This is a genomic window from Pedobacter sp. Leaf132 (assembly GCF_920984695.1).
GTDB lineage: Bacteria > Bacteroidota > Bacteroidia > Sphingobacteriales > Sphingobacteriaceae > Pedobacter.
The window spans coordinates 416,658-441,271 of sequence record NZ_CAKLBO010000001.1; the positions used below are offsets into that span (position 1 = coordinate 416,658).

The 24,614-nt window shown below is 36.2% G+C and carries 20 protein-coding genes; 14 read left to right on the plus strand and 6 right to left on the minus strand.

What is annotated here, in order from left to right; all coding sequences use genetic code 11:
- Positions 1-45 precede the first annotated feature (45 nt).
- From LUA86_RS01810 to LUA86_RS01875, 14 genes are all read left to right on the plus strand, one after another.
- Complete coding sequence (locus tag LUA86_RS01810) at positions 46-1,188, plus strand: glycosyltransferase (RefSeq protein WP_231458837.1); 1,143 nt, start codon at positions 46-48, stop codon at positions 1,186-1,188.
- A gap of 62 nt (positions 1,189-1,250) precedes the next feature.
- Entirely contained in the window at positions 1,251-2,234 is a 984-nt protein-coding gene (locus LUA86_RS01815; RefSeq protein ID WP_231458838.1) for an EpsG family protein, read from the plus strand.
- A gap of 167 nt (positions 2,235-2,401) precedes the next feature.
- Positions 2,402-3,229, plus strand: coding sequence for a glycosyltransferase family 2 protein (locus tag LUA86_RS01820; RefSeq protein ID WP_231458839.1), 828 nt, complete (start codon positions 2,402-2,404; stop codon positions 3,227-3,229).
- Between the two features lies 1 nt (position 3,230).
- Positions 3,231-3,830, plus strand: a complete 600-nt coding sequence (locus LUA86_RS01825; protein ID WP_231458840.1) for an acetyltransferase — start codon at positions 3,231-3,233, stop codon at positions 3,828-3,830.
- A 105-nt stretch (positions 3,831-3,935) separates the two neighbouring features.
- Positions 3,936-4,760 (plus strand): glycosyltransferase, encoded by an 825-nt coding sequence (locus tag LUA86_RS01830; RefSeq protein WP_231458841.1) that lies wholly within the window; start codon positions 3,936-3,938, stop codon positions 4,758-4,760.
- Positions 4,760-5,653 carry an NAD-dependent epimerase/dehydratase family protein gene (locus tag LUA86_RS01835; protein WP_231458842.1) on the plus strand — a complete coding sequence of 298 codons (894 nt, stop codon included), beginning with the start codon at positions 4,760-4,762 and terminating at the stop codon, positions 5,651-5,653. Before LUA86_RS01830 ends, LUA86_RS01835 begins: the two co-directional genes overlap by 1 nt.
- Positions 5,654-5,675: 22 nt before the next feature.
- Positions 5,676-6,803: a GDP-mannose 4,6-dehydratase gene (gene gmd, locus LUA86_RS01840; protein ID WP_231458843.1), complete on the plus strand. Its 1,128-nt coding sequence runs from the start codon at positions 5,676-5,678 to the stop codon at positions 6,801-6,803.
- Between the two features lie 48 nt (positions 6,804-6,851).
- Positions 6,852-7,784 (plus strand): GDP-L-fucose synthase, encoded by a 933-nt coding sequence (locus tag LUA86_RS01845; protein WP_231458844.1) that lies wholly within the window; start codon positions 6,852-6,854, stop codon positions 7,782-7,784.
- The gene (locus tag LUA86_RS01850) at positions 7,771-8,880 is read left to right on the plus strand and encodes a mannose-1-phosphate guanylyltransferase (protein WP_231458845.1); all 1,110 of its coding nucleotides are present in this window, start codon (positions 7,771-7,773) and stop codon (positions 8,878-8,880) included. The genes LUA86_RS01845 and LUA86_RS01850 overlap by 14 nt, the downstream gene beginning before the upstream one ends.
- Before the next feature lie 53 nt (positions 8,881-8,933).
- Complete coding sequence (locus LUA86_RS01855) at positions 8,934-9,899, plus strand: glycosyltransferase family 4 protein (RefSeq protein WP_231458846.1); 966 nt, start codon at positions 8,934-8,936, stop codon at positions 9,897-9,899.
- A 369-nt stretch (positions 9,900-10,268) separates the two neighbouring features.
- Positions 10,269-12,203: a nucleoside-diphosphate sugar epimerase/dehydratase gene (locus LUA86_RS01860; RefSeq protein WP_231458847.1), complete on the plus strand. Its 1,935-nt coding sequence runs from the start codon at positions 10,269-10,271 to the stop codon at positions 12,201-12,203.
- Positions 12,204-12,209: 6 nt separating this feature from the next.
- The gene (locus LUA86_RS01865) at positions 12,210-12,860 is read left to right on the plus strand and encodes a hypothetical protein (RefSeq protein WP_231458848.1); all 651 of its coding nucleotides are present in this window, start codon (positions 12,210-12,212) and stop codon (positions 12,858-12,860) included.
- The gene (locus LUA86_RS01870) at positions 12,857-14,539 is read left to right on the plus strand and encodes a capsule assembly Wzi family protein (protein ID WP_231458849.1); all 1,683 of its coding nucleotides are present in this window, start codon (positions 12,857-12,859) and stop codon (positions 14,537-14,539) included. The genes LUA86_RS01865 and LUA86_RS01870 overlap by 4 nt, the downstream gene beginning before the upstream one ends.
- 11 nt (positions 14,540-14,550) lie before the next feature.
- Positions 14,551-16,260, plus strand: a complete 1,710-nt coding sequence (locus LUA86_RS01875) for a capsule assembly Wzi family protein (RefSeq protein WP_231458850.1) — start codon at positions 14,551-14,553, stop codon at positions 16,258-16,260.
- 357 nt (positions 16,261-16,617) lie between these two features.
- Here the strand turns inward: LUA86_RS01875 and LUA86_RS01880 are convergent, their stop codons facing one another.
- From LUA86_RS01880 to LUA86_RS01905, 6 genes are all read right to left on the minus strand, one after another.
- Entirely contained in the window at positions 16,618-17,700 is a 1,083-nt protein-coding gene (locus LUA86_RS01880) for a hypothetical protein (RefSeq protein WP_231458851.1), read from the minus strand.
- Positions 17,701-17,704: 4 nt separating this feature from the next.
- Positions 17,705-20,020, minus strand: a complete 2,316-nt coding sequence (locus LUA86_RS01885; RefSeq protein WP_231458852.1) for an SLBB domain-containing protein — start codon at positions 20,018-20,020, stop codon at positions 17,705-17,707.
- A gap of 121 nt (positions 20,021-20,141) precedes the next feature.
- Positions 20,142-21,281, minus strand: a complete 1,140-nt coding sequence (locus LUA86_RS01890) for a glycosyltransferase family 4 protein (protein ID WP_231458853.1) — start codon at positions 21,279-21,281, stop codon at positions 20,142-20,144.
- Between the two features lie 130 nt (positions 21,282-21,411).
- Positions 21,412-22,530, minus strand: coding sequence for a glycosyltransferase family 1 protein (locus LUA86_RS01895; protein ID WP_231458854.1), 1,119 nt, complete (start codon positions 22,528-22,530; stop codon positions 21,412-21,414).
- A gap of 6 nt (positions 22,531-22,536) precedes the next feature.
- Entirely contained in the window at positions 22,537-23,640 is a 1,104-nt protein-coding gene (locus LUA86_RS01900; protein WP_231458855.1) for a DUF1972 domain-containing protein, read from the minus strand.
- 11 nt (positions 23,641-23,651) lie between these two features.
- Positions 23,652-24,590, minus strand: coding sequence for a class I SAM-dependent methyltransferase (locus tag LUA86_RS01905; RefSeq protein ID WP_231458856.1), 939 nt, complete (start codon positions 24,588-24,590; stop codon positions 23,652-23,654).
- Positions 24,591-24,614: the final 24 nt, after the last annotated feature.

Below are 24,614 nucleotides of genomic sequence, written 5' to 3' on the forward strand. Positions count from 1 at the left end.
AACATCACCACGCTTGTTATACAACAAAACTAAAATAGTAAATTGATGAAACCATTATTGAGTGTAGCCATCGCCACTAAAAATAGAGAGCAATACTGTATTGCAGCAATTCAAAGTATTTTAGACTATAGGGACAAGCGGATAGAAATTACGATTGCGGATAACAGCGCTACCACCTTAGTTAAACAATATGTAGAAAATCTCAATTCTACTCAGGTTAAATATAGATATGACGGTGGAGGTGTATCATCGATTGAAAATTTTAACCGGGCGGTTGAATTAACCTCTGGTGAATATGTTTTGATGATTGGAGATGATGACTCGATATTGCCAAATGCTGTAGATGTTGCACTTTGGGCCAAAGAAAATGATGCAGATTCTATCTGCTCAAATGAGAGCGTAGTTTATTATTGGCCAAACTCCAGAGATATCTATCCAAACGGACATTTAACAATACCTGTTGGTACCTCAGAAAAAGAGGCTGTTAATGTCAAAAAAAATTTAGTTAAATTGCTTAAAAACGGAATACAGCATTATTTGCTATATCCTTTGCCAAAAACATATCATGGTATCGTTAAAAAAGATGTTTTGGATAAAATTAAGGCAAAAACGGGTCACTATTACGGGGGGTTGAGTCCAGATACCTACTCTTGTATAGCAGTATCATGCATTGCCAGGAATCATTACATTATTAACGAACCTATATCTATTGCTGGCGTTTGCGCAACGAGTACCACTGCAGATAATTTTTCAGGTAAACATTCCGGTACCGTTGATAATATACCACATTTGCAAAATCGCCCTAATTATGTATGGAATGTTAAGGTACCTAAATATTATAGCGTAAATACCATTTGGGCAGAATCAGGCTTAAAAGCCTTAGAGGAGTTGGGCGAAGTAAAATATCTTCAATTATTTAACATGTATCAGCTTATGGCTCAAGGCTGGGTTAATAATTATAAGTTCATTCCGGATGTAATCAAAAAAGAATCGGGCATTACAAGGAAATGTAATCAAATCTCAAATATCGCTTTGTATGCAGGGCTGAGTTTAGCTTTCTCCAAAATTGTTTTAAAGAAGTTTGCCCATACCTTAAAAGCAAAATTTAAATCGAAAAAATATATAGTAAACAATCGGGTAATTGATATACAGGAAGCGATTAACATTTATAGCGGACTAGGTAAATGATATTTTATGTAATTCCATATCTCTTTGTACTGACACTTTCGTCTGTTTTATACAAGGTAAGGATGGAAGATATACCCAAAGGTGTTCTTCTTTTTCTCTTGCTATTGCCGGCAACGCTTGTTGCTGTGTTACGCGGAGATGTAGGAGCAGATACATTAAACTATATAGGATATTTCAATGATTTGCGTCAAGGGTCGAATAATTATCAACATTACGAGCCTGGCTTCCATTTCTTGCTTAAGGTTATTGATTTGTTTGGTCTAACTGACAGGGGGAGTATTGCCCTTGTAAGCCTGTTGACGATCCTGTTACTCTGTATTTCGTTCTCTAGAAATAAGCAACAATTTCTTCTTTTTTGTTGGGTCATTTTTCCAATATACTTCGTGGATATGACAATGAATGGGCTTAGATACGGCTTAGGGTTTGCGTTGGCTGTTATAGCAATTGAAAATATCTATAAAAAAAAATATCTAGGGGCAATTGTATTCTCATTATTAGCAATACTTACTCAATATTCTTCTTTTTTACTTATCATCCCATTCATCTTTGTGGGTGTTAGCAAGAAATACGCTATTTATATTGCTTTGATGATGATCATTACGCTAGCAGGTATAATTACCGCTGCGCCTATGCTGTTGATATATTTATACGATAAACAAGATGCCTACAAGGATATAGCCTCTCCTGGAATCACATCTGGATTGCTACCGTTATTGTCTTTCTTTGTTATTTATTTTAGTTTCATAATTTTTTCCAATAAGGATAACTTCAAAATTTTACATATTTTGCTTTGTTTAGAACTATTGTCTTTTGGCATCGCAAAGATGTCTTATGCCGGACTGAGACTACAGACTTTATTTTTGTTTGGTCTTTTAGTTTTTATCAAAGAAAATTTCGGCATGTTAAAATTTCAGAATAAGTTTATGCTCATACTGTATATATATGGGATATTTAGTTTTTTGTTATTAACAAAGAATCTGTCTGTACAAGTTGAGGGTGTTGAATCACCAATGATACCTTACAAATTCTTTTGGAATGAGAGATGATAAAAAGGTTGGTGTCAAATCACGTAAATTAATTCAATTTATCTAAAATATCTATGAAATCCGATCGGCAAAAAGATAAAGTGGAAATACATTCATCATTCAGTTAATGAGTTTAAAATTAAGATAGTCAGACATTTCCGACATAGGTACTTTTATCTAAAAGACCGATGCTTGGAATATATAAATTTATTATGAACAATACCAGGGTACGCGTTTCTGTGGTTATACCAATGTATAATTCCGAGAATACGATTATTAGAACATTAGATTCGGTGAAAAATCAAACGGTTACAGATTATGAGATTATTATAGTTGATGATGGCAGTACTGATTCGTCCGCCGTTCTCGTACAAGAGTATATTCGATCAAATGACTCATTAGAAATTCAACTCATTAAGAAAGCAAATGGAGGAGTTTCCACCGCAAGGAATCTAGGTATATCTAAGTCTTCAGCTCCTTGGATAGCATTGTTAGATAGTGATGATGAGTGGTTGCCTAACAAATTGGAGCGGCAATTTGAGATAATAGACAATAATCCATCGATTGACTTTCTAGGTACTAATCGAAATGGTGAACATTTCAGTTCAATTCTTTGGAAAAAACTTGGGATGTTGGAAAAAATTTCGGCCAGATTGTTGCTTGTGAAGTTTATTTTCGTCGTTCCAACAATCCTTTTTAGAAGGCAAATTGTTGGTGATATTGGATACTTCGATGAGAGTCAAAAATATGCTGAAGAAGGGAATTATTTCATTAGAATAGCACAAAAGTTCAATTGTTATCTTTTGAATGAAAGTTTGGTGATCACCGGCGGAGGAAAAGCGCACTTTGGCCATTCAGGCTTATCAAGTAATTTAAAAGAAATGGAGCGTGGTGAACTCAGAAACATAAAACTAGCTCTAAATCTGAAGATTATTAATTATTTTGAATATAGTTTGTTGACAGTGTTCTCCATACTTAAATACTTTAGAAGGGTTATAATTGTTAAATCTCGATAATATGTGGAAAAGATACGGTTTTTGGGGATGCATAAAGTTAATACGTGCAGTGATATTTACTAGGATTTGGTATCCTGGAGCAAGATTGATCCGCCTGCCTTTTGATATAAGAAATCGCAAATACATTAAGTTAGGCAAAGGATTTACGACAGGCTTTGGTTGTCGGATCGAAGCTTTACCTATTCTTGAAGACGGGAAGTACTGTATTAAAATTGGTAGTAATGTTCAAATTAATGACTATGTCCATATAGGAGCAGTAAGTTCTGTCACTATAGGTGATAATGTATTAATGGCAAGTAAAATATATATATCTGATCATAACCACGGAAGTTATAATCTAGAATTTAGTGACTCTCCTTTGAGTAACCCTATGGATAGAAAACCAATACCTAAACCTGTAGTAATTGCTGATAAAGTTTGGATTGGAGAATCATGTTGCATTTTGCCTGGGGTTACTATCGGCGAAGGCAGCATAATCGGTGCATTATCTGTTGTAAGTAAAGATATACCCCCTTATTCGATTGCTGTTGGAATTCCGGCAAAAGTCATAAAAATATTTAACTTCGAAACGAATAATTGGGAACCAGTTAAAAAAGTATAATAATGGAAATAAATATAGATCAACCACCGAAACCAGGTTGTAATTTTCTTTTAGCAAATTGGGTGTCTTTATGTGAATATACCAGTGAAATAGAAAACCCTAGAGATGGTGAATAGACATTTTTCTGGCAGTATCGTTTTATTTAAAAATGAGTATAATGAAGTAAAGAAAGCAATTCTAAGTTTCATACAGCGGAGCAGTTATACGTCTCTTTACCTAATTGATAATTCACCCGACGATAGGTTAAAGAATTTGAAAGATATTGGGGAAAGAATCGTGTATATCCATAATCCTCATAATCCAGGTTTTGGAAGTTCTCACAATGTTGCAATTGAGATGTCCATATCGAAAGGTAATCAATTTCATTTTATAATAAATCCAGATATTCATTTTGATGATAATGTCGTTGAAACCATGATAGATTTTATGGGAAATGACCAGTCCATTGGTATGATGATGCCAAAGGTTTTGAATGAAAATGGTTCGCTCCAAAATTTGCCAAAACTGCTACCGACACCGATGAGCATTGTGTGGCGAAAACTTGGTGCGCCACGAATCTTTTATTCAAATTTTATTAATAAGTATGAACTTAGATTTGTTCCAACTGACCGGATCTACAATGCTCCTGTTTTGTCTGGCTGCTTTACTTTGCTAAATTTAGCAGCGATTAAAGAGGTCGGTATGTATGATGACCGGTTCTTTATGTATTTTGAGGACTGGGATTTATCAAGACGTATGCATGCTAGATACAAAACAGTTTATTTTCCAACTGTATCAGTGTACCATGGTTATGAATCTGGTGCAAACAAGAGTGCTAAATTATTTAAGATTTTCTTAAACTCAGCATTTTCTTACTTTAACAAATGGGGATGGTTGTTCGACAAAGAGCGTGGCGAAATCAATTCAAACGCCTTAAAACAGTTTAGATAATGGATATATTAATAACTGGTAGTACAGGTTTCGTAGGGCAAAATCTTCTCCCATTTCTGAAAGCAAACAATATATCGGCTAAAACGATTGCCCGAAATGATTTTGAAGGTGACATTGACTTCAACGGTTTCGAGTGTATTGTTCATTTAGCAGGTAAAGCCCACGATCTAAAAAAGACCTCCAGTGCCGACGAATACTACCAGGTTAATTTTGAGTTGACCAAAAAGCTTTATGATGCTTTTCTAAAATCTGATGCTAAAAAATTTATCTTCATCAGTTCGGTAAAAGCTGCGGCGGATATGGTTGATGGTGTATTAACGGAGGAAAATAGGCCAAATCCTCAAACTCATTACGGTAAATCCAAATTATTGGCTGAACAATATATTCAGGAACAGCCTTTGAAAGCGGGGAAATTATTTTATATCCTACGTCCTTGTATGATTCATGGGCCAGGGAATAAAGGAAATCTTAACTTATTACATAAATTTGTACAAAAAGGCATACCATATCCACTAGCTGCATTTGACAATAAACGTTCTTTTCTGAGCGTGGAGAATTTATGTTTTGTAATTGCTAACTTGTTGAATAAAGATATTCCATCTGGAGTTTACAATGTTGCTGATGATGAAGCATTATCAACAAATGAAGTTGTTGAGATTTTAGCAAATTCTTTGAAAAAGCCCTCTAGATTATGGGCAATTCCTACTAGTTTTATACGTATTTTAGCTAAATTTGGGGATCTACTTAAACTACCATTAAATACTGACAGGTTAAATAAGTTAACAGAGAATTATATAGTTAGCAATAAAAAAATAAAGGAGGCGATCAACTTACCTTTACCAATTACCACACGAAATGGTTTATTAAAAACCGCAGATTCGTTTAGCGGTTAAAAAATAGCTTGAAGAATACTTTATGAAAATAGCATTAATAACAGGAATAACTGGCCAAGATGGGGCCTATCTGGCAGATTTATTATTAAAAAAAGGATACGAAGTTCACGGCATCAAACGCCGTAGTTCTCTCTTTAATACGGATCGTATCGATCATTTATATCAGGACCCGCATGAAAGCAATGTCCGTTTTAAATTGCACTATGGCGATTTAACGGATTCAACTAATCTGATTCGAATTGTTCAGGAAATTCAACCTGATGAAATCTATAATTTGGGTGCAATGAGTCATGTGAAAGTTTCATTCGATTCGCCTGAATATGTAGCTAATGTTGATGGTATTGGTACTTTGAGAATACTGGAAGCGGTAAGGATTCTTGGTTTAGAAAAGAAAACCAGAGTTTACCAGGCGTCTACCTCTGAGTTATTTGGCGGTATGCCTGAGAATAAAAATGAGAAAGGTTTCTATGACGAAAACTCTCCATTTTATCCACGTTCCCCTTATGGTGTTGCGAAGATTTATGGCTTCTGGATTACTAAAAATTACCGTGAAGCTTATAATATGTTCGCTTGTAATGGTATTTTATTTAATCATGAAAGCCCACTAAGAGGCGAAACCTTTGTTACCCGTAAGATTACCAGAGCAACAGCCAAAATTGCCTTGGGTTTACAGGATAAATTATTTCTTGGGAACTTAGATGCTTTACGTGATTGGGGCCACGCAAAAGATTATGTAGAAGCGATGTGGTTGATTTTACAACAAGAAACGCCAGAGGATTATGTTATTGCGACAGGTGTAACCACTTCTGTTAGAGATTTTGTGAAAATGTCCTTTAAACAAGTGGGGATAGGATTGGAGTTTAGAGGGGAGGGCGTGGAGGAGAAAGCTTATGTTGCATCGTGTAGTAATCTAGATTACCAATTAGAGATAGGCAAAGAAGTGGTTGCAGTTGATCCTAAATATTTTAGGCCCACAGAAGTAGATTTATTAATTGGTGACCCAACAAAATCTAAAACCAAGCTAGGCTGGAAGCCACAATATGATTTAGCCGGATTGGTTGAAGATATGATGACATCAGATGTGGAGCATTTTAAGAAAGAATTATTGTTAAAAGCTGCCGGTTACAGCGTAAAAAATCAATTCGAATAAAAATAGGAAGGAGATGGCTTAGTCACAGTCTCTTGTAATTACGAAGTAATGAATAAAAATAGTAAAGTATATATAGCTGGCCACCGTGGCATGGTAGGTTCCGCTATTCTAAGAAATTTGGAAGCTCAGGGTTTTGATAATCTTGTTACAAGAACTTCCAAAGAATTAGATTTGCGTGATGCCTCAGCAGTAGCTCAATTCTTCAATATCGAAAAACCAGAATATGTGTTTTTAGCAGCGGCAAAAGTTGGTGGTATTGTCGCAAATAATACCTATCGTGCAGATTTTTTATATGAAAACCTGATGATACAAAATAACGTGATTCATCAGGCTTATTTAAATAAGGTTTCGAAGTTGATGTTTCTTGGATCTTCTTGTATTTATCCAAAATTGGCTCCTCAGCCCTTAAAGGAAGAATATTTACTAACAGGTGAGTTAGAGCCAACAAATGAACCTTACGCCATCGCCAAAATTGCAGGTATAAAAATGTGTGATGCTTACCGAGCACAGTACGGATGTAATTTCGTTTCAGTGATGCCTACAAATCTTTATGGGCCTAATGACAACTATGATTTAAACAATTCGCATGTACTACCTGCAATGTTGCGCAAGTTTATTGTGGCTAAACAAAATGGTTCTGGCACGGTAACCATTTGGGGTACAGGTACACCTAAAAGAGAATTTTTATATGCCGATGATTTGGCTGAAGCTTGCGTTTATTTGATGAACAACTATAATGAACCTGGATTAGTGAATATTGGTGTTGGCGAAGATGTGTCTATTTTAGAACTGGCAAAATTGGTGAAGGAAATTGTAGGTTTCGATGGCGAGATTATTACTGACATCAGTAAACCAGATGGTACACCGAGAAAACTAATGGATGTATCAAAGCTCAATATGATGGGCTGGAAGGCGAAAACCTCTTTGAGAGCGGGTATACAAAAAGTGTATAGCGAAATCAAAAATAATGACTGGAGCTAATCGTAATAACACTCAGGTTCTGATCATGGCAGGCGGTGTGGGTTCCCGCTTTTGGCCGAAGAGCCGCAATCAATTTCCCAAACAGTTTATAGATATTTTGGGCTTAGGTAAATCTTTATTGCAACTTACTTATGAGCGTTTTTTAAAAATTTGCCCAAACAATCAGATTTATATTTTAACTAATGCAGACTATGCTGATTTGGTAAAAGAACAATTACCTGAAGTTTTAATCGAAAATATATTGTTAGAGCCAAGCAGAAATAATACTGCACCATGTATCGCTTATGCCAGTTATAAAATAGCAAAGTCTAATTCGGATGCAAATATAGTTGTGGCTCCATCTGATCATTTGATATTAAAAGAAGAAGATTTTTTGGCAAAAGTTAAGCAAGCCCTGGCTTTTACTGAATCAAACGATGCATTATTAACCTTGGGTATCAGCCCTACTCGTCCGGATACAGGTTATGGATACATCAAGTATCAAGTTTCAAATTTCAAGAATCTAGATGATGATTCCGGAATCAAAAAAGTGCATGCTTTTATGGAGAAGCCTTCGCTTAGTAAAGCACAGGGATATTTGCAAAGTGGTGATTACGTTTGGAATGCCGGGATTTTTATCTGGTCTGCGAAAGCGGTTAAAAATGCTTTTGAGAAATACGCTCCAGAAATCGCTTCCTTATTTGCTAGCGGGCATGAATTTTATAATACCGATAATGAAGCGGAATTTATCATGGAAAATTACCCAACAGCTCCTAACATCTCCATCGATTATGCCATTTTAGAAAAGGCAGACAACGTGTATACAATTCCAGCAGATATTGGCTGGTCTGATTTGGGCACATGGGCTTCACTGCATGCTGTTGCACAAAAAGACGGCCATAATAATGCCATCAGTTGTGAGCATTTGAATTTATCAGCGACAACGGATTGTTTGATTCAATTGCCATGGGGTAAAGCCGCGGTAATTAAAGGTCTATCCAATTTTATTGTGGTTGACGATGGAAAAGTGCTATTGATTTATCCTAAATCCGATGAGCAGGAAATTAAGAGAGTTGCTTCTGAAATGGTGGAAGCATTTGGCGATGAATATAAATAAAGAAACAATAGAAATAAATTAGTCGAATACACTATCTTCGCCCTTTTAAGATTATGACGCCAATCCTTGCTTTTTCGATTCTTACAGGCCTATTTCTTTTAGAACTTACTTATTTTAAGGTTGCTGATCATTTCAATATTATTGACAAACCAAATGCCCGAAGCTCACACCAAAGTATTACATTAAGAGGTGGGGGCGTAATTTTCGCTTTGGCTGGCATTATTTATTTTATTTTATCCGGTTTTCAATACCCTTTTTTCATTATTGGTCTTTTCGCCATCGCTACCATAAGTTTTATAGATGATGTCATTACCTTAAATAATAAAATAAGATTAAGCATCCATCTAATTTCCGTGTTGCTAATGTTTTACCAATGGAATCTATTTGCGTTGAGTTTGTATTGGATTCCTTTGGCATTGGTGTTTGTTATCGGAACCATTAATGCCTACAATTTTATGGATGGTATTAATGGCATAACAGGTTCTTATAGTTTATTAGCGATTGGCACATTATATTATATTAACGAAAAGGTGGTTTTGTTTACCTCTTCAGATTTATTAGTAATAGTCGGCTTATCCTTATTGGTCTTTAACTTTTTCAACTTCAGGAAAAAAGCGAAATGCTTTGCCGGAGATGTAGGGAGTGTGAGTATTGCTTTCATCATTGTTTTTTTAATCGGGCAATTGATTATAAATACTGGTAATTTCAGTTATATCTTGCTTTTATTGGTGTATGGATTGGATGCAGTCATTACGATTTTCTTTCGGTTACTGAGGAAGGAGAATATATTTGCAGCGCATCGTAGTCATTTTTATCAATATCTGGCTAATGAAAAAAAATGGTCTCATCTGTTGGTTTCCGGATTATATTTTATAGTTCAGCTTATCATTAATCTTCTAATTGTTTATTGGGTAGGAGATAATTATATAATGGCATTTGTTCTGGTTTTGCTATCTGCTATATTATTCTTAATCATCAGGTTTAAGATGGAGGGTAAAAAGCGGTTGATTGGGGTATAATTTTTTGATTCCGTTCAAGGTGAAAGGAGGATAAGCGTTTTGTTTGCCCTTTGACTATGCTCAGGGTGACAGGAAGATAGGTGTTTGTCCTTCGACAAGCTCTGGATGACAGGGTAAAAGAATTAGTACTTTGATTATGCCTGGGCTGTAGTTTGCAAGGTTGACAATTAAGTAAATTTGCTTTACGAACCATTGGAAATTCAGCGGTTTGCGCTAATCAAGGTTTTGCAATGGCATTCTGTTTAGCCCTTAGACTATGCTCCGGATGACGAAATTGCGTTTTCTTTGTTTATAAAAACATGTAGGAATATAAAACTTAACCGTATTAATATTATATTTATCTTTACAGGAATTTAAGCCTATTGAATTTTGTTTACTCAGATTAATATTGTACCCCGCTGGATAATTTTTCTTTTAGATATTATCATCTGCACCTTCTCTTTGGTTTTTGCTTATGCCTTGAAGCAAAACTTAGATTTAACTTCTGTTAATATTCCCGAACTGGCCAGAAGTATCCTGATTTTAGGGCTAATTAATATTGCTGTTTTTTTTAATATTAAAACTTATGCAGGTATTATTCGCTATACCAGTGCTCAAGATTCATTCAGAATCTTATTTTCTGTTATCATCAGCAATGGCACTTTTTTCGTATTAAATCTGATTGGCATTACTTTTTTTAATACACTGCTCATCTCGCATACCATTCTGATTACAAATGGTTTAGCGAGCTTTTTACTCTTAATTACCTATCGTATTTTGATTAAATATTTTTTCTTATACATAAAAAACCTGAAGCTTGATAAGAAAAAAGTAATTATTTATGGTGCTGGTGAGGCCGGTTTGGCCACCAAAAGAACATTCGATCATGATGGCAGCGTAAATAAAAATATTGTTGCATTTGTAGATGATGATGAACGAAAAGTTGGCAAGACCATTGATGGTGTTAAAATTCTGGATGCTAAAAAGCTGGAAGGCTTAATTGAAGAGCATGAGTTAGATGAAATCATTTTTGCTTCTTATACTATTCCCGATGAGCGTAAGGATCAAATCATTGATTTATGCCTGGAAAATGATATTAAAATATTAAATATTCCGCCTCCGGATGTATGGACTAACGGAAAATTACAGCCTGCTCAAATTCAGAAGCTAAATATTGAGGATTTATTGAACCGCAAATCGATTGATATTGATATTGAAGGCATTGGTAAAATGCTTGATAAAAAACGCATTCTGATTACCGGGGCAGCGGGTTCTATAGGAAGTGAGATTGTTCGCCAGCTTTCTAAGTTTGATGTTGGTTTAATAATTATATGTGATCAGGCTGAATCAGCATTGCATGAATTGTATCTGGAGTTGGAAGAAACCAACCGAAGTAAAAACTTTCATGCTTTTATTGGGGATGTTAGGGATGAGCAAAGGATGGATGTTTTGTTCGAAACTTATAAGCCACACTATGTCTATCACGCCGCGGCGTACAAACATGTGCCCTTGATGGAAGATAATCCGGCCGAAGCGATTAAAGCCAACGTATTAGGTACGAAAACCATTGCTGATAAGTCGGTCAAATATGGTGTACAAAAGTTTGTCATGATTTCAACGGATAAGGCGGTTAACCCAACCAATGTAATGGGTGCCTCTAAAAGAATTGCGGAAATTTATGTACAGTCGCTAAATAATTCTTTAAGTCAGGATAAGTTTATTTTCAGTAACGGTTTAAGCTATATTAATGAAATGGAGGTAAAGCCCATTACTAAATTCATTACGACACGTTTTGGCAATGTTTTGGGTTCCAATGGATCAGTTATCCCAAGGTTTAAACAACAGATTGAAAAGGGTGGCCCTTTAACGGTTACCCATCCGGAAATTACCCGTTATTTCATGACGATTCCTGAAGCTTGTAGATTGGTATTGGAGGCTGGCTGTATGGGTAAAGGGGGCGAGATTTTTATTTTCGACATGGGTAAATCCGTAAAGATTGTAGAATTGGCCAAAAAAATGATTCGCTTGGCTGGCTTAGAACCTAATGTGGATGTTAAGATTGAATATTCTGGCTTACGTCCGGGAGAAAAGCTTTATGAAGAATTGCTAAACGATAATGAAAATACCATGCCTACACACCATAATAAAATTATGATTGGAAAGGTTAGGGAATATGTTTTTGATGATATTGTAGATCAAATCACGGCTTTAGTACAATCTGCAAAAAGCAATAACGACCGCCAGGTGGTGATTAATATGAAAAAGCTGGTGCCTGAGTTTAAGAGTAAAAATTCAGTTTTTGAAGAATTGGATCAGTTACCTTAAGCAGAAATGATGAGAAAACTATTTGGAATATTAATCCTTGGGCTTTTGCTGAATTCCTGCGCCAAGGAAGTGAAAAATGAACAGGAAGTTTATTTCAACGACTTCGAAACAAATAATGTTGATGGGCTTTTGAACGCATCAATTGAAAACTATAACGGCACAAAGGTTTTAGGGCGCTATAATGCTTCCGGCTTTGATCTTAATCTGTCTAATCTTCCTGCACACAAGTTAATAGAGGTAAGTTTCGACTTATACATTCACGATAGCTGGGATGGTAATAAGGTTAGTTCAGGGGTGGATGGTCCGGATATCTGGAAATTTATGGTCGACGGGCAGCTCTATGTAAATGCAACATTCTCTAACGAAGATTGCAATAATGCTGGCTTTTGCCCGCCGCAATCTTATCCTGCCGATTACCCAAACGCCTATAACAATCCAAAAACAGGTGCAGCAAACCCAAATTTGCCGGGTGTCTGCAATTTAGCCGGTAAAATTGGCGGTACCAGCTTATATAGAATTACGAAGGTTATCGAGCATTCTAAGTCCACACTTTTAATGCAATGCCGTGATCAGCTTATTCAAACGAATGCAGCTGATGCTAAATGTGATGAAAGCTGGTCGGTAGATAATATCCGGATTAAGGTTATTAATTTATGAAGAAGTTAATCTATACCATTATAATGTGTTTGTTTGCTGGCTTTGGCTATGGTCAGTCGCTCCCGGTTGGTGCTTCAGCTTTAGAAGATTACTACAGAAGGGCGCAGCTGGAAGGAAAATTAGATTCGAGCGTTTCATTTACCGTTCGTCCGATTATACCAAAGTCTGCATTTAAAGTTAAGGATATGGATTATCCGGATTCAAGCGAAACCAGGTTTAATCTGTTCCATACTGAACGCTCAGGGCTTTCTAAAGATGGTAAATTTGGATGGCAGCTTTTACCCATAGGTTTATTGTTGCAAAATAATTCCCATCATCCCTATGGTTGGAATGATGGTGCCATGATTCCGGCTAAGGGACTGCAGACTTTATTAACCGCAGGTATTTATGCTGAATACGGGCCTTTAACCATACAATTTAAGCCGGAGCTAGTGCTTGCCGCTAATGGTAGTTTCGATACTTTTGATAAGGAACATTTCGATGTGATTACAGCGAGGTATTATGATTTCTATAATAATATAGATTTACCGGCTAGATTTGGGGGGGATGGCCTAACCAAAGCTTATTGGGGACAAAGTAGTATTCGTTTAAACTATAAAGCCCTTTCTTTTGGCTTATCTACCGAAAATTTATGGTGGGGTCCGGGTATGCGCAATTCCCTTTTAATGAGTAATAATGCGCCTGGCTTTAAACATTTAACCTTAAATACCCGAAAACCCATTCAAAGTGCGATAGGAAGTTTCGAGGGGCAAATTATTGCAGGTCGTTTAGAAAATTCTGGTTATGGTGTTTTAGAGCCCGAACGCGAATATTTTAATCAGCCTTTATTTGTGGCTAAACCAAATGACTGGCGGTATTTGTCTGGTCTGGTTATCACCTGGCAGCCAAAATGGGTTCCGGGATTATTTTTAGGTTTAACCCGTTCTGCGCAACATTACAGTAGTGGTTTAAATTCATTTGGTGATTATTTACCTTTCTTTTCCTCCAAAAAGCAAGCTTCTGCAACGGAAGCGATTAACAAAAGGGATCAAAGAAACTCCTATTTCATGAGGTGGTTGTGGGCAGAGGAAAAAGCTGAAGTTTATTTTGAATTCGGTCGGAATAACTATTCAGGGGATTTAAATGATTTGGCTTTGGAACCCAATGTATCGCGTGCTTATGTTTTTGGCATTAGAAAGTTATTTCCATTTGGTTCGAGAGCAGGTGAAAATTTAATGTTAAGTGCAGAGATAACCCAGATGCAGGAGACGAATATTGCGAAAGTTTTGAATCTGGATAGCTGGTATACGAGCAAAAACATCAGACATGGTTATACCAATCGTGGCCAGGTTTTGGGCGCTGGAATCGGTCCAGGTGCGAATCACCAGTCTGTTGAATTGAGTTGGGTTAAGGGTTTTAAAAGATTGGGCTTTCAGGTTGAGCGACTAGTACATAACAATGATTTTTATTATTATGCTTTTAATGACTCGTTCGATTTTAGAAGACATTGGACAGATTTAAGTTTTGGGGCAAGTGGTGAGTGGAACTATAAAAACTTTCTGTTTAATGCAAAACTTCAAGGCATACAATCTTTAAATTATCAATGGTTTTTAATGCAGAAACCTGGGGAAGATTATATGGTTCCAGGAAAAGATGTTTTTAATTTACAGGTGCAGATGGGTGTCACCTATCGCTTTTAAGTTAATCATAGATGAAAAATATTTACTTATATATATTTGTTTTCCTATTAGTGGCTGTTTCAACAAATTTGTTTGCGCAAACAATTCCCGTAGGAACTCATTCTTTAGAAGAGTATTACAGACGTTTACAACTTCAAGGTAAACTGGATTCGACCATTTCTTTCAGTAATCGCCCTTTATCTAACGATGCTTTAAAGCAAACTGACGTTTTCGACCCTTTGAATACTGTAGCTTCTGATGGGGCTTACAAGCCATTAGGCCCCGTTTCTTTTGCAATTGGAAAGGGTATTTTTCAGATACTACCTATTTCCTGGCAGCAACAGGTCAATTCCCATCATCCTTTTGGCTGGAATGATGGGGCCATGATTCCGGCAAAAGGTTACCAGACTTCGGTTTCCGGTGGTTTTTATGCGAAATTCGGACCTTTAAGTATTCAGTTAAGGCCGGAGTATGTTTATGCACAAAACAGTCCATTTGAGAGTTATGGTGATGATAGGGCAATTACAGAATTACAAGCTTATCTCACTCAAAACTATAATTTAATTGATGCGCCTGAACGCTTTGGTAATGGATCATACAGCAGATTTAACTGGGGTCAAAGTAGTATTCGCTTAACGGTTGGTCCGGCCTCCCTAGGTTTATCTAATGAGAATTTGTGGTGGGGTCCGGGCATTAAAAATAGTTTGATGATGAGCAACAATGCTCAGGGCTTTAAACACGTGACGCTAAATACGGTTCGCCCGGTTAAAACACCAATTGGTTCGTTTGAAGGGCAGATATTTGGAGGTCGTTTAGAGCAGTCCGGTTTTGCACCATTGGACGAAAAAATTCTCAGCAATAGTTCAGTGATATATACTGCTCCAAGAAAGGATTGGCGATACCTGGCAGGCTTAAATATAAATTATCAACCCAAATGGTTACCTGGGTTTTTTATAGGATTTACCAGAACTTTTATGTCTTATGGGCCTGATTTGGAAGGCGTGGATGACTATATCCCTTTCTTCATCCCATTTCAGAAAAACAGGATTGATAATGGCGGTGGCGATGATGGTCAGGCCAGAGATCAGCGAACGTCGTTATATGCCAGATGGATTATGACAAAGGCTAAGGCTGAGATTTATTTTGAGTATGGATTGAACGACAATGCTTACAATTTCAGAGATTTCATTGGTTCGCCAGATCATTCAAGGGCTTATCTTTTTGGACTTAAAAAGTTAATTCCTTTAAAAAATAACGATGAAGAATTTGTTCAGGTAGGTGCGGAAATCACACAGATGTCTCAAACCATTGATGGTCTTTTACTTAGAAACGCTTATGGTTTTTATTATCATGGCGAAGTAAAACAGGGATATACGAATAATGGAGAAGTTTTGGGTGCTGGAAGTGGATCAGGAGGTAATTTGCAGTCTTTTGATATTAGTTGGGTTAAAGGTTTAAAACGATTAGGTTTAACCTTTGATAGATTAGAACACAACCGTGATTTTTATGATTTTGCTGGTTTCGGAAGTGCAAAAGGTGGTAATAGAAGCTGGGTAGATTTTGCATTAGCTGCTGAAGGTAATTGGGATTATAAAAACTTCTTGTTTAATGCAAAAATCCAGGGCATTAAATCTTTGAATTACCAGTGGAGGCAGAAGGATTTTACCGATAGTCAGTATTACATACCGCATAATACCGTGTTTAATTTTCACGGAGAACTGGGTGTCGCTTTTAGGTTTTAGTTGTGACAGCGCTTTGCTCTTCGACTACGCTCAGAGTGACAAATAAGTTGTGTGGCAAAGGTTTAATCTTAAGAATTGATATAGTCTTAGATAATCTTTTAAAGGCAATTCTCTTTGAGATTGCTTTCCCGAATGGTCGGGACAGGCCGTATTTCCTCGCAATGAAGGGAAATCAGCGATGGCTGTAACCCATGCCGTCATTGCGATGCTGGGTTTAAGCGAGCTGTGGCAATCTTGCTGCAATTCTCTCCAAGATTGCTTCGTTGTAAAGACTCCCTCGCAATGACGAATTGTGTAAGATTCTTTCCCGAATGGTCGGGACGGGCGACGGCTCAGGATGACAACAATAATTTAGTATTAATTTTTTCTTCTAATAAGCAAAAATAAACAATACAAAGCACCTAATAATAATCCGCCGGCGGCGATACCCAAAGCCTTGCTCATTTTGTTTTTCTTCAAAGGCATTTCCGGTTCATCTACAATCTGGAAAGTTGGCGTTTCCTGCATGAGCATGGTTCTGCTTACCTCTAAGTTTTTAATAATTTCTGAATAGATGGTTTGTAAAACTCTTTTATCCCGTTCCTGAAGTTCTGCACCCACACCAATGGTGGCAAAGGCTGGGTTTGCATCTAACATAATCGCATTTGCACCTGCAGCGGCATAAGTTTTACGGTTTAATAATCTACCAATACTATCTGCTCTATGTTGCAAGCGATTAACGTTTACTCTTAATCTTTTGGTTTTGGTTTCAATATAAAACTGAGTGGCTTCTTCTATTAAACGGGTTGATACTAAACTTGCAAGTTGCTCATTCTTCATGGTTGTTGTAAGCGCAAAAAAGCCCAGTTTTTTATCTGGTTTGCTTACCGAAAGCTCTTTCTCTGTAACTCTCCTAATGATGTCGTGAAGCAAACTATCTTGTAAGCGGGTATATGTTTTAGTTTCTGGCGGAAACATGATGGTTTCCTTTTTAGTATTAGCCTTTAAATCTTTCCAATCTTCTTTAAGTTTATAGGCATCAGCATATTTATCTGCAATAGTATAATTTTTATTTATTGTATCTAATGGGGTTAAAATGGTTTGTTTAATCATTTTCTGACTGGTTAATAACTGCAATACGTTATCTCCAGCCAAAACTCCACTTGTTCCACCTGTTAAACCACCAATATCAAAGCCCATTTGCCCGGCAAGGGAGGATAATATTCCACCACCGCTGGATTTACCCTCTTCTACTACAAAAGTTAGTTTAGCGGTGTAGGTAACGGGCCAAAACCAGGCTGCCAGAAAACCTAAGGCGCCACCGATTAGTCCGATTATTAATATTTTAATTTTAAACTTCCATAAATATGCAATATCCTTCTTGCGGGCATCCATCATCTTCGAAAAAGAAAATTCTTCTTCTACGTTAGCATAGGTTGTTTTATTTTCGGCAGACTGCATAAACTTATTTAAATAGGATGGCAATTAAACTCACAATACCGGTAAGTGCCGAGGCAATGGTTGTAATTTCTGCAAAGCCTAATTTATTTTTTCCTGATTTTTCTGGGACAACGATTTGGCTACCTGCCGTTACTTTTGGGTAATTTTTGATAAATAAGAATGTTTTAACGGGTGCATTAATGCCATTTGGATATTTAATGTATGCGCCTTTTAATCTTGCGTTTTCTGTTATTCCGCCTGCTGCATCAACATAATATTTAAAGTTAGAATTTGCATAGCGTAATAACTGTGGATTATTAACCGAACCAATAACCTCTACAAATGGTTCATTTTTAGGAATAAATAAACTGTCGCCTGGCATTAAAATCGTTGCATCTGCACTTTGTCTTTTGCGCTTTCCGGTCAGGTCCATATCAACACGTACACCATTACGATAAACCTGTATGTTTTCTATCGAACCTAATGGTGTTACACCACCAGCTCTTTTTATAAATTCCATACCGGTTTCATCCCGTCTTTGTTGTGCATAATCTCCAGGGAATAAAACCTCTCCACGGATTTTGACATTACCTATCGAACGATAATTTACCAATCTTGGTACATAAATATAATCCAGAGGCTCCAGTAAAAATTTACCATCATTCGATGATAAAGCAGAATCTAAACTGAGCGTAATGATTTTAACCAATTGATTGGATAAGGTATCAGAAGTATCTTTTATTAATCTGGAAATTTCTATACGGTGATTTGCTGCGTCGTTCGTAAAACCATTTGCCATGTTTACCACATCGGCAACGCTCATTCCTTTTCTATATTGAAATGAGCCGGGTGCTTTTACATATCCACCTATGCTGATAGATGACTCATCTCTTAAGCTTTTTGTTGAGGTTACAAATACCGAATCTTCCCGCATGAGCATGATATCATTTTCTTTTCCTGCCATTACATTGCCAAGGTTAAAGGATATCATTTCTTTTTCTAAATCGGGTTTAATACGTTTGATATATCCATTTCCCAAAGCTGCATCTTCGCGTAAGCCATCAGCTTTAGCAATTAAGGTTTTTAAGCTTAAACCCTGGCTTAATTCAAAAGTTCCAGGTCTGTAAACCGCACCTTCTATCACAACCCTGTTCGCAAACCGTTCCAATATTGCACCGAAATATACTGAATCCGCATTTTTTAGGGTGTAACGGTCAAACATATCCGAAGAGATATCTTTTACACTTCTTTCTTTATCACCAACCTGTGTAACCTTCGCCATGCCTCTATAGGCCAAATCGCTAAAGCCACCTGCATAAGTAATCAGGTCGTTCAAGGTTTCAGAAGTTTTTAGTTCATAGATGCCCGGTCTTTTAACAGAACCATCAATTGCTACCCTGGTGGTATAAACCGGTATTCTGATTACATCCTGATCGCGTAAGCTTACATTATCTGTTTGTATACCTTTTTGAAGGAAGTTATAGAGATCGACAACCTGAATCACCCTGTTGTTTCTTATTAATTCTATTTTACGCAATGAACCGCGATAGGTTGGTCCGCCACTTTGGTAAAGTGCATTAAATAAAGTTGATAAAGATGAAACGGTATAAGTTCCAGGTGTAGCAACGTCGCCAATTATGGTTACCCTTATACTTCTTACTGTACCTAAATTAACGGTTAGTTTGGTTTGGCCTGAAGCTAGTGCAGGATAAGCTTTAACCATTTTTGAGCGGATTTGTGCGGTTGCCTGTTCAATACTTAAGCCATTTACATACACTAAACCTGCGTAGGGGATTTTTACATTCCCTTCAGGTGAAACCTTTGCATTGGTGGTGCTTTCATTTAAACCGGTTAAAAGTATTGATAATTCATCATCAGGCCCTAAAACATAACTTTTAGGTGTCGCAATGCGGATGTTTGGTTCAAATTTAAGGTTAGGATTGTTAAAGAATTCATAGCCATAAATCGGGCTGCTTTTTTTGATTGGCTTAGGATCGCTAAATCTTGTTGTGTCTCTGTTTTTTACGTCCTGTATTTTTATAACAGTTGGCTGAGTTGTATTTTTAGCCGTTTTTCCGCCAGATTGTACCTGTTCCAAACGTTCTTTATACTTATCAACCTCAGCGGGGTCCATGCCCTTAGCCACCAGAATTTTAATGGCTTCAGCTTCGCTAATGCCTGATGCTTCAAATCTTTTGGAAATTTCCAATATCTGTGCGTCGGATAACTGCTCTACTTTTACCTTGCTTAAGTTATCAGTTGATATGGTTTGTGCAGATAATTTTGCCAAAGGCAGGAGTGTAAATAAAATTAGGGCACAAAAGATATTTTTTAAACGCATGTATTGTAAAATTTTAACTGCAAATATAAGTTAAAAATTCAAATGCATGCTTCATCGTTCAATTCTAATTTATTGAGGGTTATTTAATTAAAATAGGTTTGAAATCCTTTTGTAATTTCTGTTAAAAAGTGGCTTTAAATATGTTTAAAATTGATTTTCTAAAACTATCTAATGAGAAATGTGCATCAATTCTAATTTTAGCCAATCTGCCCATTTCATTAATCCGAGTTTTATCGCCAATCAATTCTAAAATTTTACCCGAAGATACTTTGGCATCATCAAATGGAATAAGCAGTCCGGTTATCTCATCAGCAATCATTTCGCAGGCGCCACCATGTTTAGTTGCTACAACAGGCTTAGAACTTGCCATTGCTTCTAAAATTACGGTTGGAAATGGATCTGGTGAAGTAGATGGTAAAACAAAAATATCAATTGAACTTAAAATATTGGGTATATCTGTTCGGTAGCCGATATAATGAATGGATGCTGTTAGTTGCTCATTTTTAATACGATTGATCAGTTTATCTACTAAATGTTCATTCCCCGGATAAGCATCTCCGGCAATAATAAATTTTATGTCAGGTTGTTTTTCAAGGATAAGTTTAGCAATGTCAATAAAGTAATCCTGTCCTTTCCAATGGTTAACCCTTCCAATCATGCCAATTAATATATCGCTTTGATTCAGGTTTAGCTCTTGTCTTAGCAGGCCATCAGATTTGCCGTAGATACTTGTATCAATACCATTATAAATCCGGGTAATTGGTTTTTGCTGAATGTATTTTTTCCAATGATTTTTTACTGCATCAGATACGACAATGATGTTGTCGCTGTATTGACCAACCAGAAAACTTAAAACCTTAGTAAAGATTTTAGGCTTAGTTATAATTTCGTGAATATGCCAAATATGCTTGATTTTCTTCCTTCTGGCTAAAAAAGCACCAATTAAAACTCCTGTGGTGTTTGAGTAAACAATGTTAATTTTTTCATCATCGATTAACTTACCCAATAATCGCCATGCCTTTCCTGTAACATTTATCCGGTTTAATATTCCGGGGATGGAAAGGTACTTTCTTCTTAAAATACCTAGCCGAATAATTCTTACTTCAACATCTAATTTATTCAGCTTATCTACCAGTTCGCCGGTTTCAGAAATCACCACAATGGGCCTGTGCTTACCCTCGACTAAGATTTTAGCAACGATTGAAAGTATTTTGCTCCCACCATATAAATCTGATGAAGCACCTAAAATAAGTATATTCATCAGTTGATTATTAGATTTATTTTATGCGTATTCGAATTCAATTTGTAAAAATAGGTTTGATGTTATGGATGTTGTATCAAAACTACAAAAGTACATTTTTAAAGGAAGGAAATTTATAAGTTGTGCAATATTAATATTGTGCAGCCTTTTTAAACACTTCAATTAATTCATTGGCTGTTCTTTCCCACGAAAAGTTTTTTAACCTTTCATTTCCCATTTCTATAAGCGCTAATCTTCTTTCTTTACTGGTAATGATAGGAATTATCTTATCTGCCAAATCAGAAGCGTCAAAAGGATTGAATGTTACGACAGCTTCTCCTCCAACTTCTGGTAAACAAGTATTGTTTGCAACCAAAACGGGTAGTTTATTTTGGAAGGCCTCTAAAATTGGAAGGCCAAACCCTTCATTAACAGACGGGAAGAGATATAATTCAGCGTTTTGGTAATACCATGATAAATCTATATCGCTCACATAACCGGGCATGATAACATAATCTGTCAGGTTGTATGCATTAATCGCTTCATATAGTTTTCTGCTGCCATCCATATCATTCTTGGGGCTGATTTGTCCGCATAAAACCAATGAAAAATCTGTGAAACCTTGCTGGTGTAGAAGGTGAAGGGCCTCCACTAAACAATAAAGATTTTTTCTTTTCTCGAAAGTACCAATATGTAAGAAGTATTTCGAGGTTTTCAATTTTAGGGTTCCTGTTGATAAGGAGGGTGTTGAAAGAAGTGTTTTTGGTGCCTCCGGAATACTTATTATTTTATTAACTGGTAAGCCAGAATAATGCGCAATTCTATCTTTTGCATATTCGGTTGGCGCAATAACATAGGCAGATTTTCTTGCAGCTTGTACTCCAAATTTATGAAATATTTTAAGCCACAATTTATTGTAGTGTTCCGGGTATTCCCAGAAAAAGGCATCATGAAAAACAGGAATTGTTTTATAACCTAAATTTAGATATGGCACAAAGAAATCAGTACAGAAAATTATATCACAGCCTTTAGATAATGCTAATACTGGAAGTAGTACTTGTTTCCAGATAAAGAACCGCAAATGCTCTGCAATTTTTAGTATTTTGTTTTTCCCAATGTAAACAGGTAATATGGTGTCAAAAAAATAAAATTTAATTCCAGGTCTTTCCTTTTTAAAAGCCCTGCAAATTTCTTCCAGATAAGTTTTTGTTCCGGTTTTGGCAATTTTTAAATCCCTTATATCTATACCAACAACAATTGTCTTTTCCATTCGCTATTAAACGTTTAATAGTTTTAACATCTCCTCTTTGTATGCTATTGTTATCTTATCCCAATTATATTTATCAGTTAAACCTGTACTTACTAAGTTTTTCAGTGCTTTAACTTTTTCCGGTGCGTTTTCTAAACTTTCGAGCGCAACTGAAACTGCCTTTTCATTTTCATCAAAAAACAATCCAAATGCTCCATTATTTAGCATCTCCTGATTAAAGACAGTATTTAAAGCTAATATGGCACAATTATTAACCATCGCTTTTAACATTGCAGGGTTTGTGCCACCAAATTTATGACCATGGATGTAAGCAAAAGCATGTTGGTACATAGCCATTAGTTCCTGCTGATCTTTAATATAACCGGTAAAAATTAACCTTTCATTTTGCATTGATTTCAAATCAGATGCATATTTATCACTGTAAGGTACATCGCCGACTACCACCAGTTTTTTTTGAGATTTAGAATTTAAAAATCCTTTGATTATCAAATCGGCATTGTTATCGGGAATCAATCGCCCAACAATAAGATAATAGTCTTCTTTTTCCAAGCCCAATCGCTGTAATCCAGTTTCTGAAGCTGGCTTAAAAACAGGTGCGCCATAGGCAATAACCGTAGAATCTGTTTTAAATTCTTTCAGATAAACTTGTCGCATGGCTTCGGCATCCGTAATTACTTTATCGTATAGTTTTGTAGCTAACTTTGCTGCCCAATAAAAGTATTTAGCACCTAAACCCTTCCACTTTGGTCTTAACCATTCCAAGCCATCCACATTAATCATGGTTTTTTTTCCAGCAATCTTAGGTATCCAACCCATTGGTCCGGCGGCTAAGTTTACAACGAGCAGAACATCAGCTTTGCTAAATGTTGCATGCATGATGGATAGAAATGAATGGATAATTTGATTTAAGGATTTTTGGGGTAAAGTTGGTATATAGTGTAGTCTAATCCCGTTAACTTCTTTAGGATGCGCGGTAAACAAATCTTTCTGGCAGTAAACATGTACTTCTACACCTTGCTTAACTAAACGTTCACTTAGTTCTTTAACAAAAGTTTCAAATCCACCGTACACATAAGGATATCCCCTCGAACCTATTATTGCAATTCGCATTTAACCGTTTATTATTTATTAAGATGATTTTTTTTTACTGCATAATAACGGATAATACCACCACTTTTAAAGACTGCGGAAACGGACTCCAGTAAAATCGCAAAAGGTAAAACAAAAAGTAAGGCCAACATTAATGAAAGAGTTTTTTTTCTTTTCAAATCTGCAATCAGAAAACCATTATATCCAAACCAGCTGAATATGGTTTGAATCATTCCTATAATGCCTAAATGTAGCGAAAAGTATGCCGATGACTTTACTTCCAAACCATTTTCCTCAATCAAATTGTTTAAGACGGATGGCGTAAAATGGCTTATATGCCGGGGTACATCTAAATGTAACCATTTATTGCCTGCCCATTTAGATTGCCAACTGTTAAAATTTGGAACTTCGATAATTAAAAGACCATCATCTTTTAGGTTATCCTGAATTAAATTCTCTAAAAGGTTATCAGAAAGATGAATATGTTCCAATACATGAAACATGGCGAGCACATCGAACTTTTTATTAAAAACAGATCCCGATTTATAGTAATCTGTATTAATATGCAAACCAAAATATTTTCTTGCATAATCTGCTCTTGGTTCAGAGCTTTCTATACCCTTAACATCAAAACCTTGTTCTTTAGCAAATTGTAAAAAGAGTCCTTTGCCCGATCCAAAATCTAGAAGTGTTGCTGGAATTTTTTTGAAAGACAGAATTTTTTTTAAAACCGCATTATATTCAAATTGCTGTATTTTATAAAAAATACTTTTACGGGTGTCTTGTACAGCATAATCTTTATCATCATAATAACTTTCTATATCAACCTCGTGTTTAAACCAAGTAAAATTATGACCGCATTTTTGGCAAGTTTTGATCAAGTATCGCTCATCTGCTGCTTGAATTTCGAATCGCACAGGACTTAGTTGTGTTTTATCGTTTAGGCAAAGCGGACAAGTAATGTTAATCATATTTAGATAGGCCAAACCCTTTAT

Coding starts and splice junctions, on each gene's coding strand:
- LUA86_RS01820 (WP_231458839.1), top strand. CDS start 2,402: ATGCTTGGAATATATAAATTTATTATGAACAATACCAGGGTACGCGTT.
- LUA86_RS01895 (WP_231458854.1), bottom strand. CDS start 22,530: ATGGAAAAGACAATTGTTGTTGGTATAGATATAAGGGATTTAAAAATT.
- LUA86_RS01885 (WP_231458852.1), bottom strand. CDS start 20,020: ATGCGTTTAAAAAATATCTTTTGTGCCCTAATTTTATTTACACTCCTG.
- LUA86_RS01850 (WP_231458845.1), top strand. CDS start 7,771: ATGACTGGAGCTAATCGTAATAACACTCAGGTTCTGATCATGGCAGGC.
- LUA86_RS01815 (WP_231458838.1), top strand. CDS start 1,251: ATGGAAGATATACCCAAAGGTGTTCTTCTTTTTCTCTTGCTATTGCCG.
- LUA86_RS01845 (WP_231458844.1), top strand. CDS start 6,852: ATGAATAAAAATAGTAAAGTATATATAGCTGGCCACCGTGGCATGGTA.
- LUA86_RS01880 (WP_231458851.1), bottom strand. CDS start 17,700: ATGCAGTCTGCCGAAAATAAAACAACCTATGCTAACGTAGAAGAAGAA.
- LUA86_RS01870 (WP_231458849.1), top strand. CDS start 12,857: ATGAAGAAGTTAATCTATACCATTATAATGTGTTTGTTTGCTGGCTTT.
- gmd (WP_231458843.1), top strand. CDS start 5,676: ATGAAAATAGCATTAATAACAGGAATAACTGGCCAAGATGGGGCCTAT.
- LUA86_RS01855 (WP_231458846.1), top strand. CDS start 8,934: ATGACGCCAATCCTTGCTTTTTCGATTCTTACAGGCCTATTTCTTTTA.
- LUA86_RS01905 (WP_231458856.1), bottom strand. CDS start 24,590: ATGATTAACATTACTTGTCCGCTTTGCCTAAACGATAAAACACAACTA.
- LUA86_RS01835 (WP_231458842.1), top strand. CDS start 4,760: ATGGATATATTAATAACTGGTAGTACAGGTTTCGTAGGGCAAAATCTT.
- LUA86_RS01865 (WP_231458848.1), top strand. CDS start 12,210: ATGATGAGAAAACTATTTGGAATATTAATCCTTGGGCTTTTGCTGAAT.
- LUA86_RS01825 (WP_231458840.1), top strand. CDS start 3,231: ATGTGGAAAAGATACGGTTTTTGGGGATGCATAAAGTTAATACGTGCA.
- LUA86_RS01875 (WP_231458850.1), top strand. CDS start 14,551: ATGAAAAATATTTACTTATATATATTTGTTTTCCTATTAGTGGCTGTT.
- LUA86_RS01830 (WP_231458841.1), top strand. CDS start 3,936: ATGGTGAATAGACATTTTTCTGGCAGTATCGTTTTATTTAAAAATGAG.
- LUA86_RS01900 (WP_231458855.1), bottom strand. CDS start 23,640: ATGCGAATTGCAATAATAGGTTCGAGGGGATATCCTTATGTGTACGGT.
- LUA86_RS01890 (WP_231458853.1), bottom strand. CDS start 21,281: ATGAATATACTTATTTTAGGTGCTTCATCAGATTTATATGGTGGGAGC.
- LUA86_RS01810 (WP_231458837.1), top strand. CDS start 46: ATGAAACCATTATTGAGTGTAGCCATCGCCACTAAAAATAGAGAGCAA.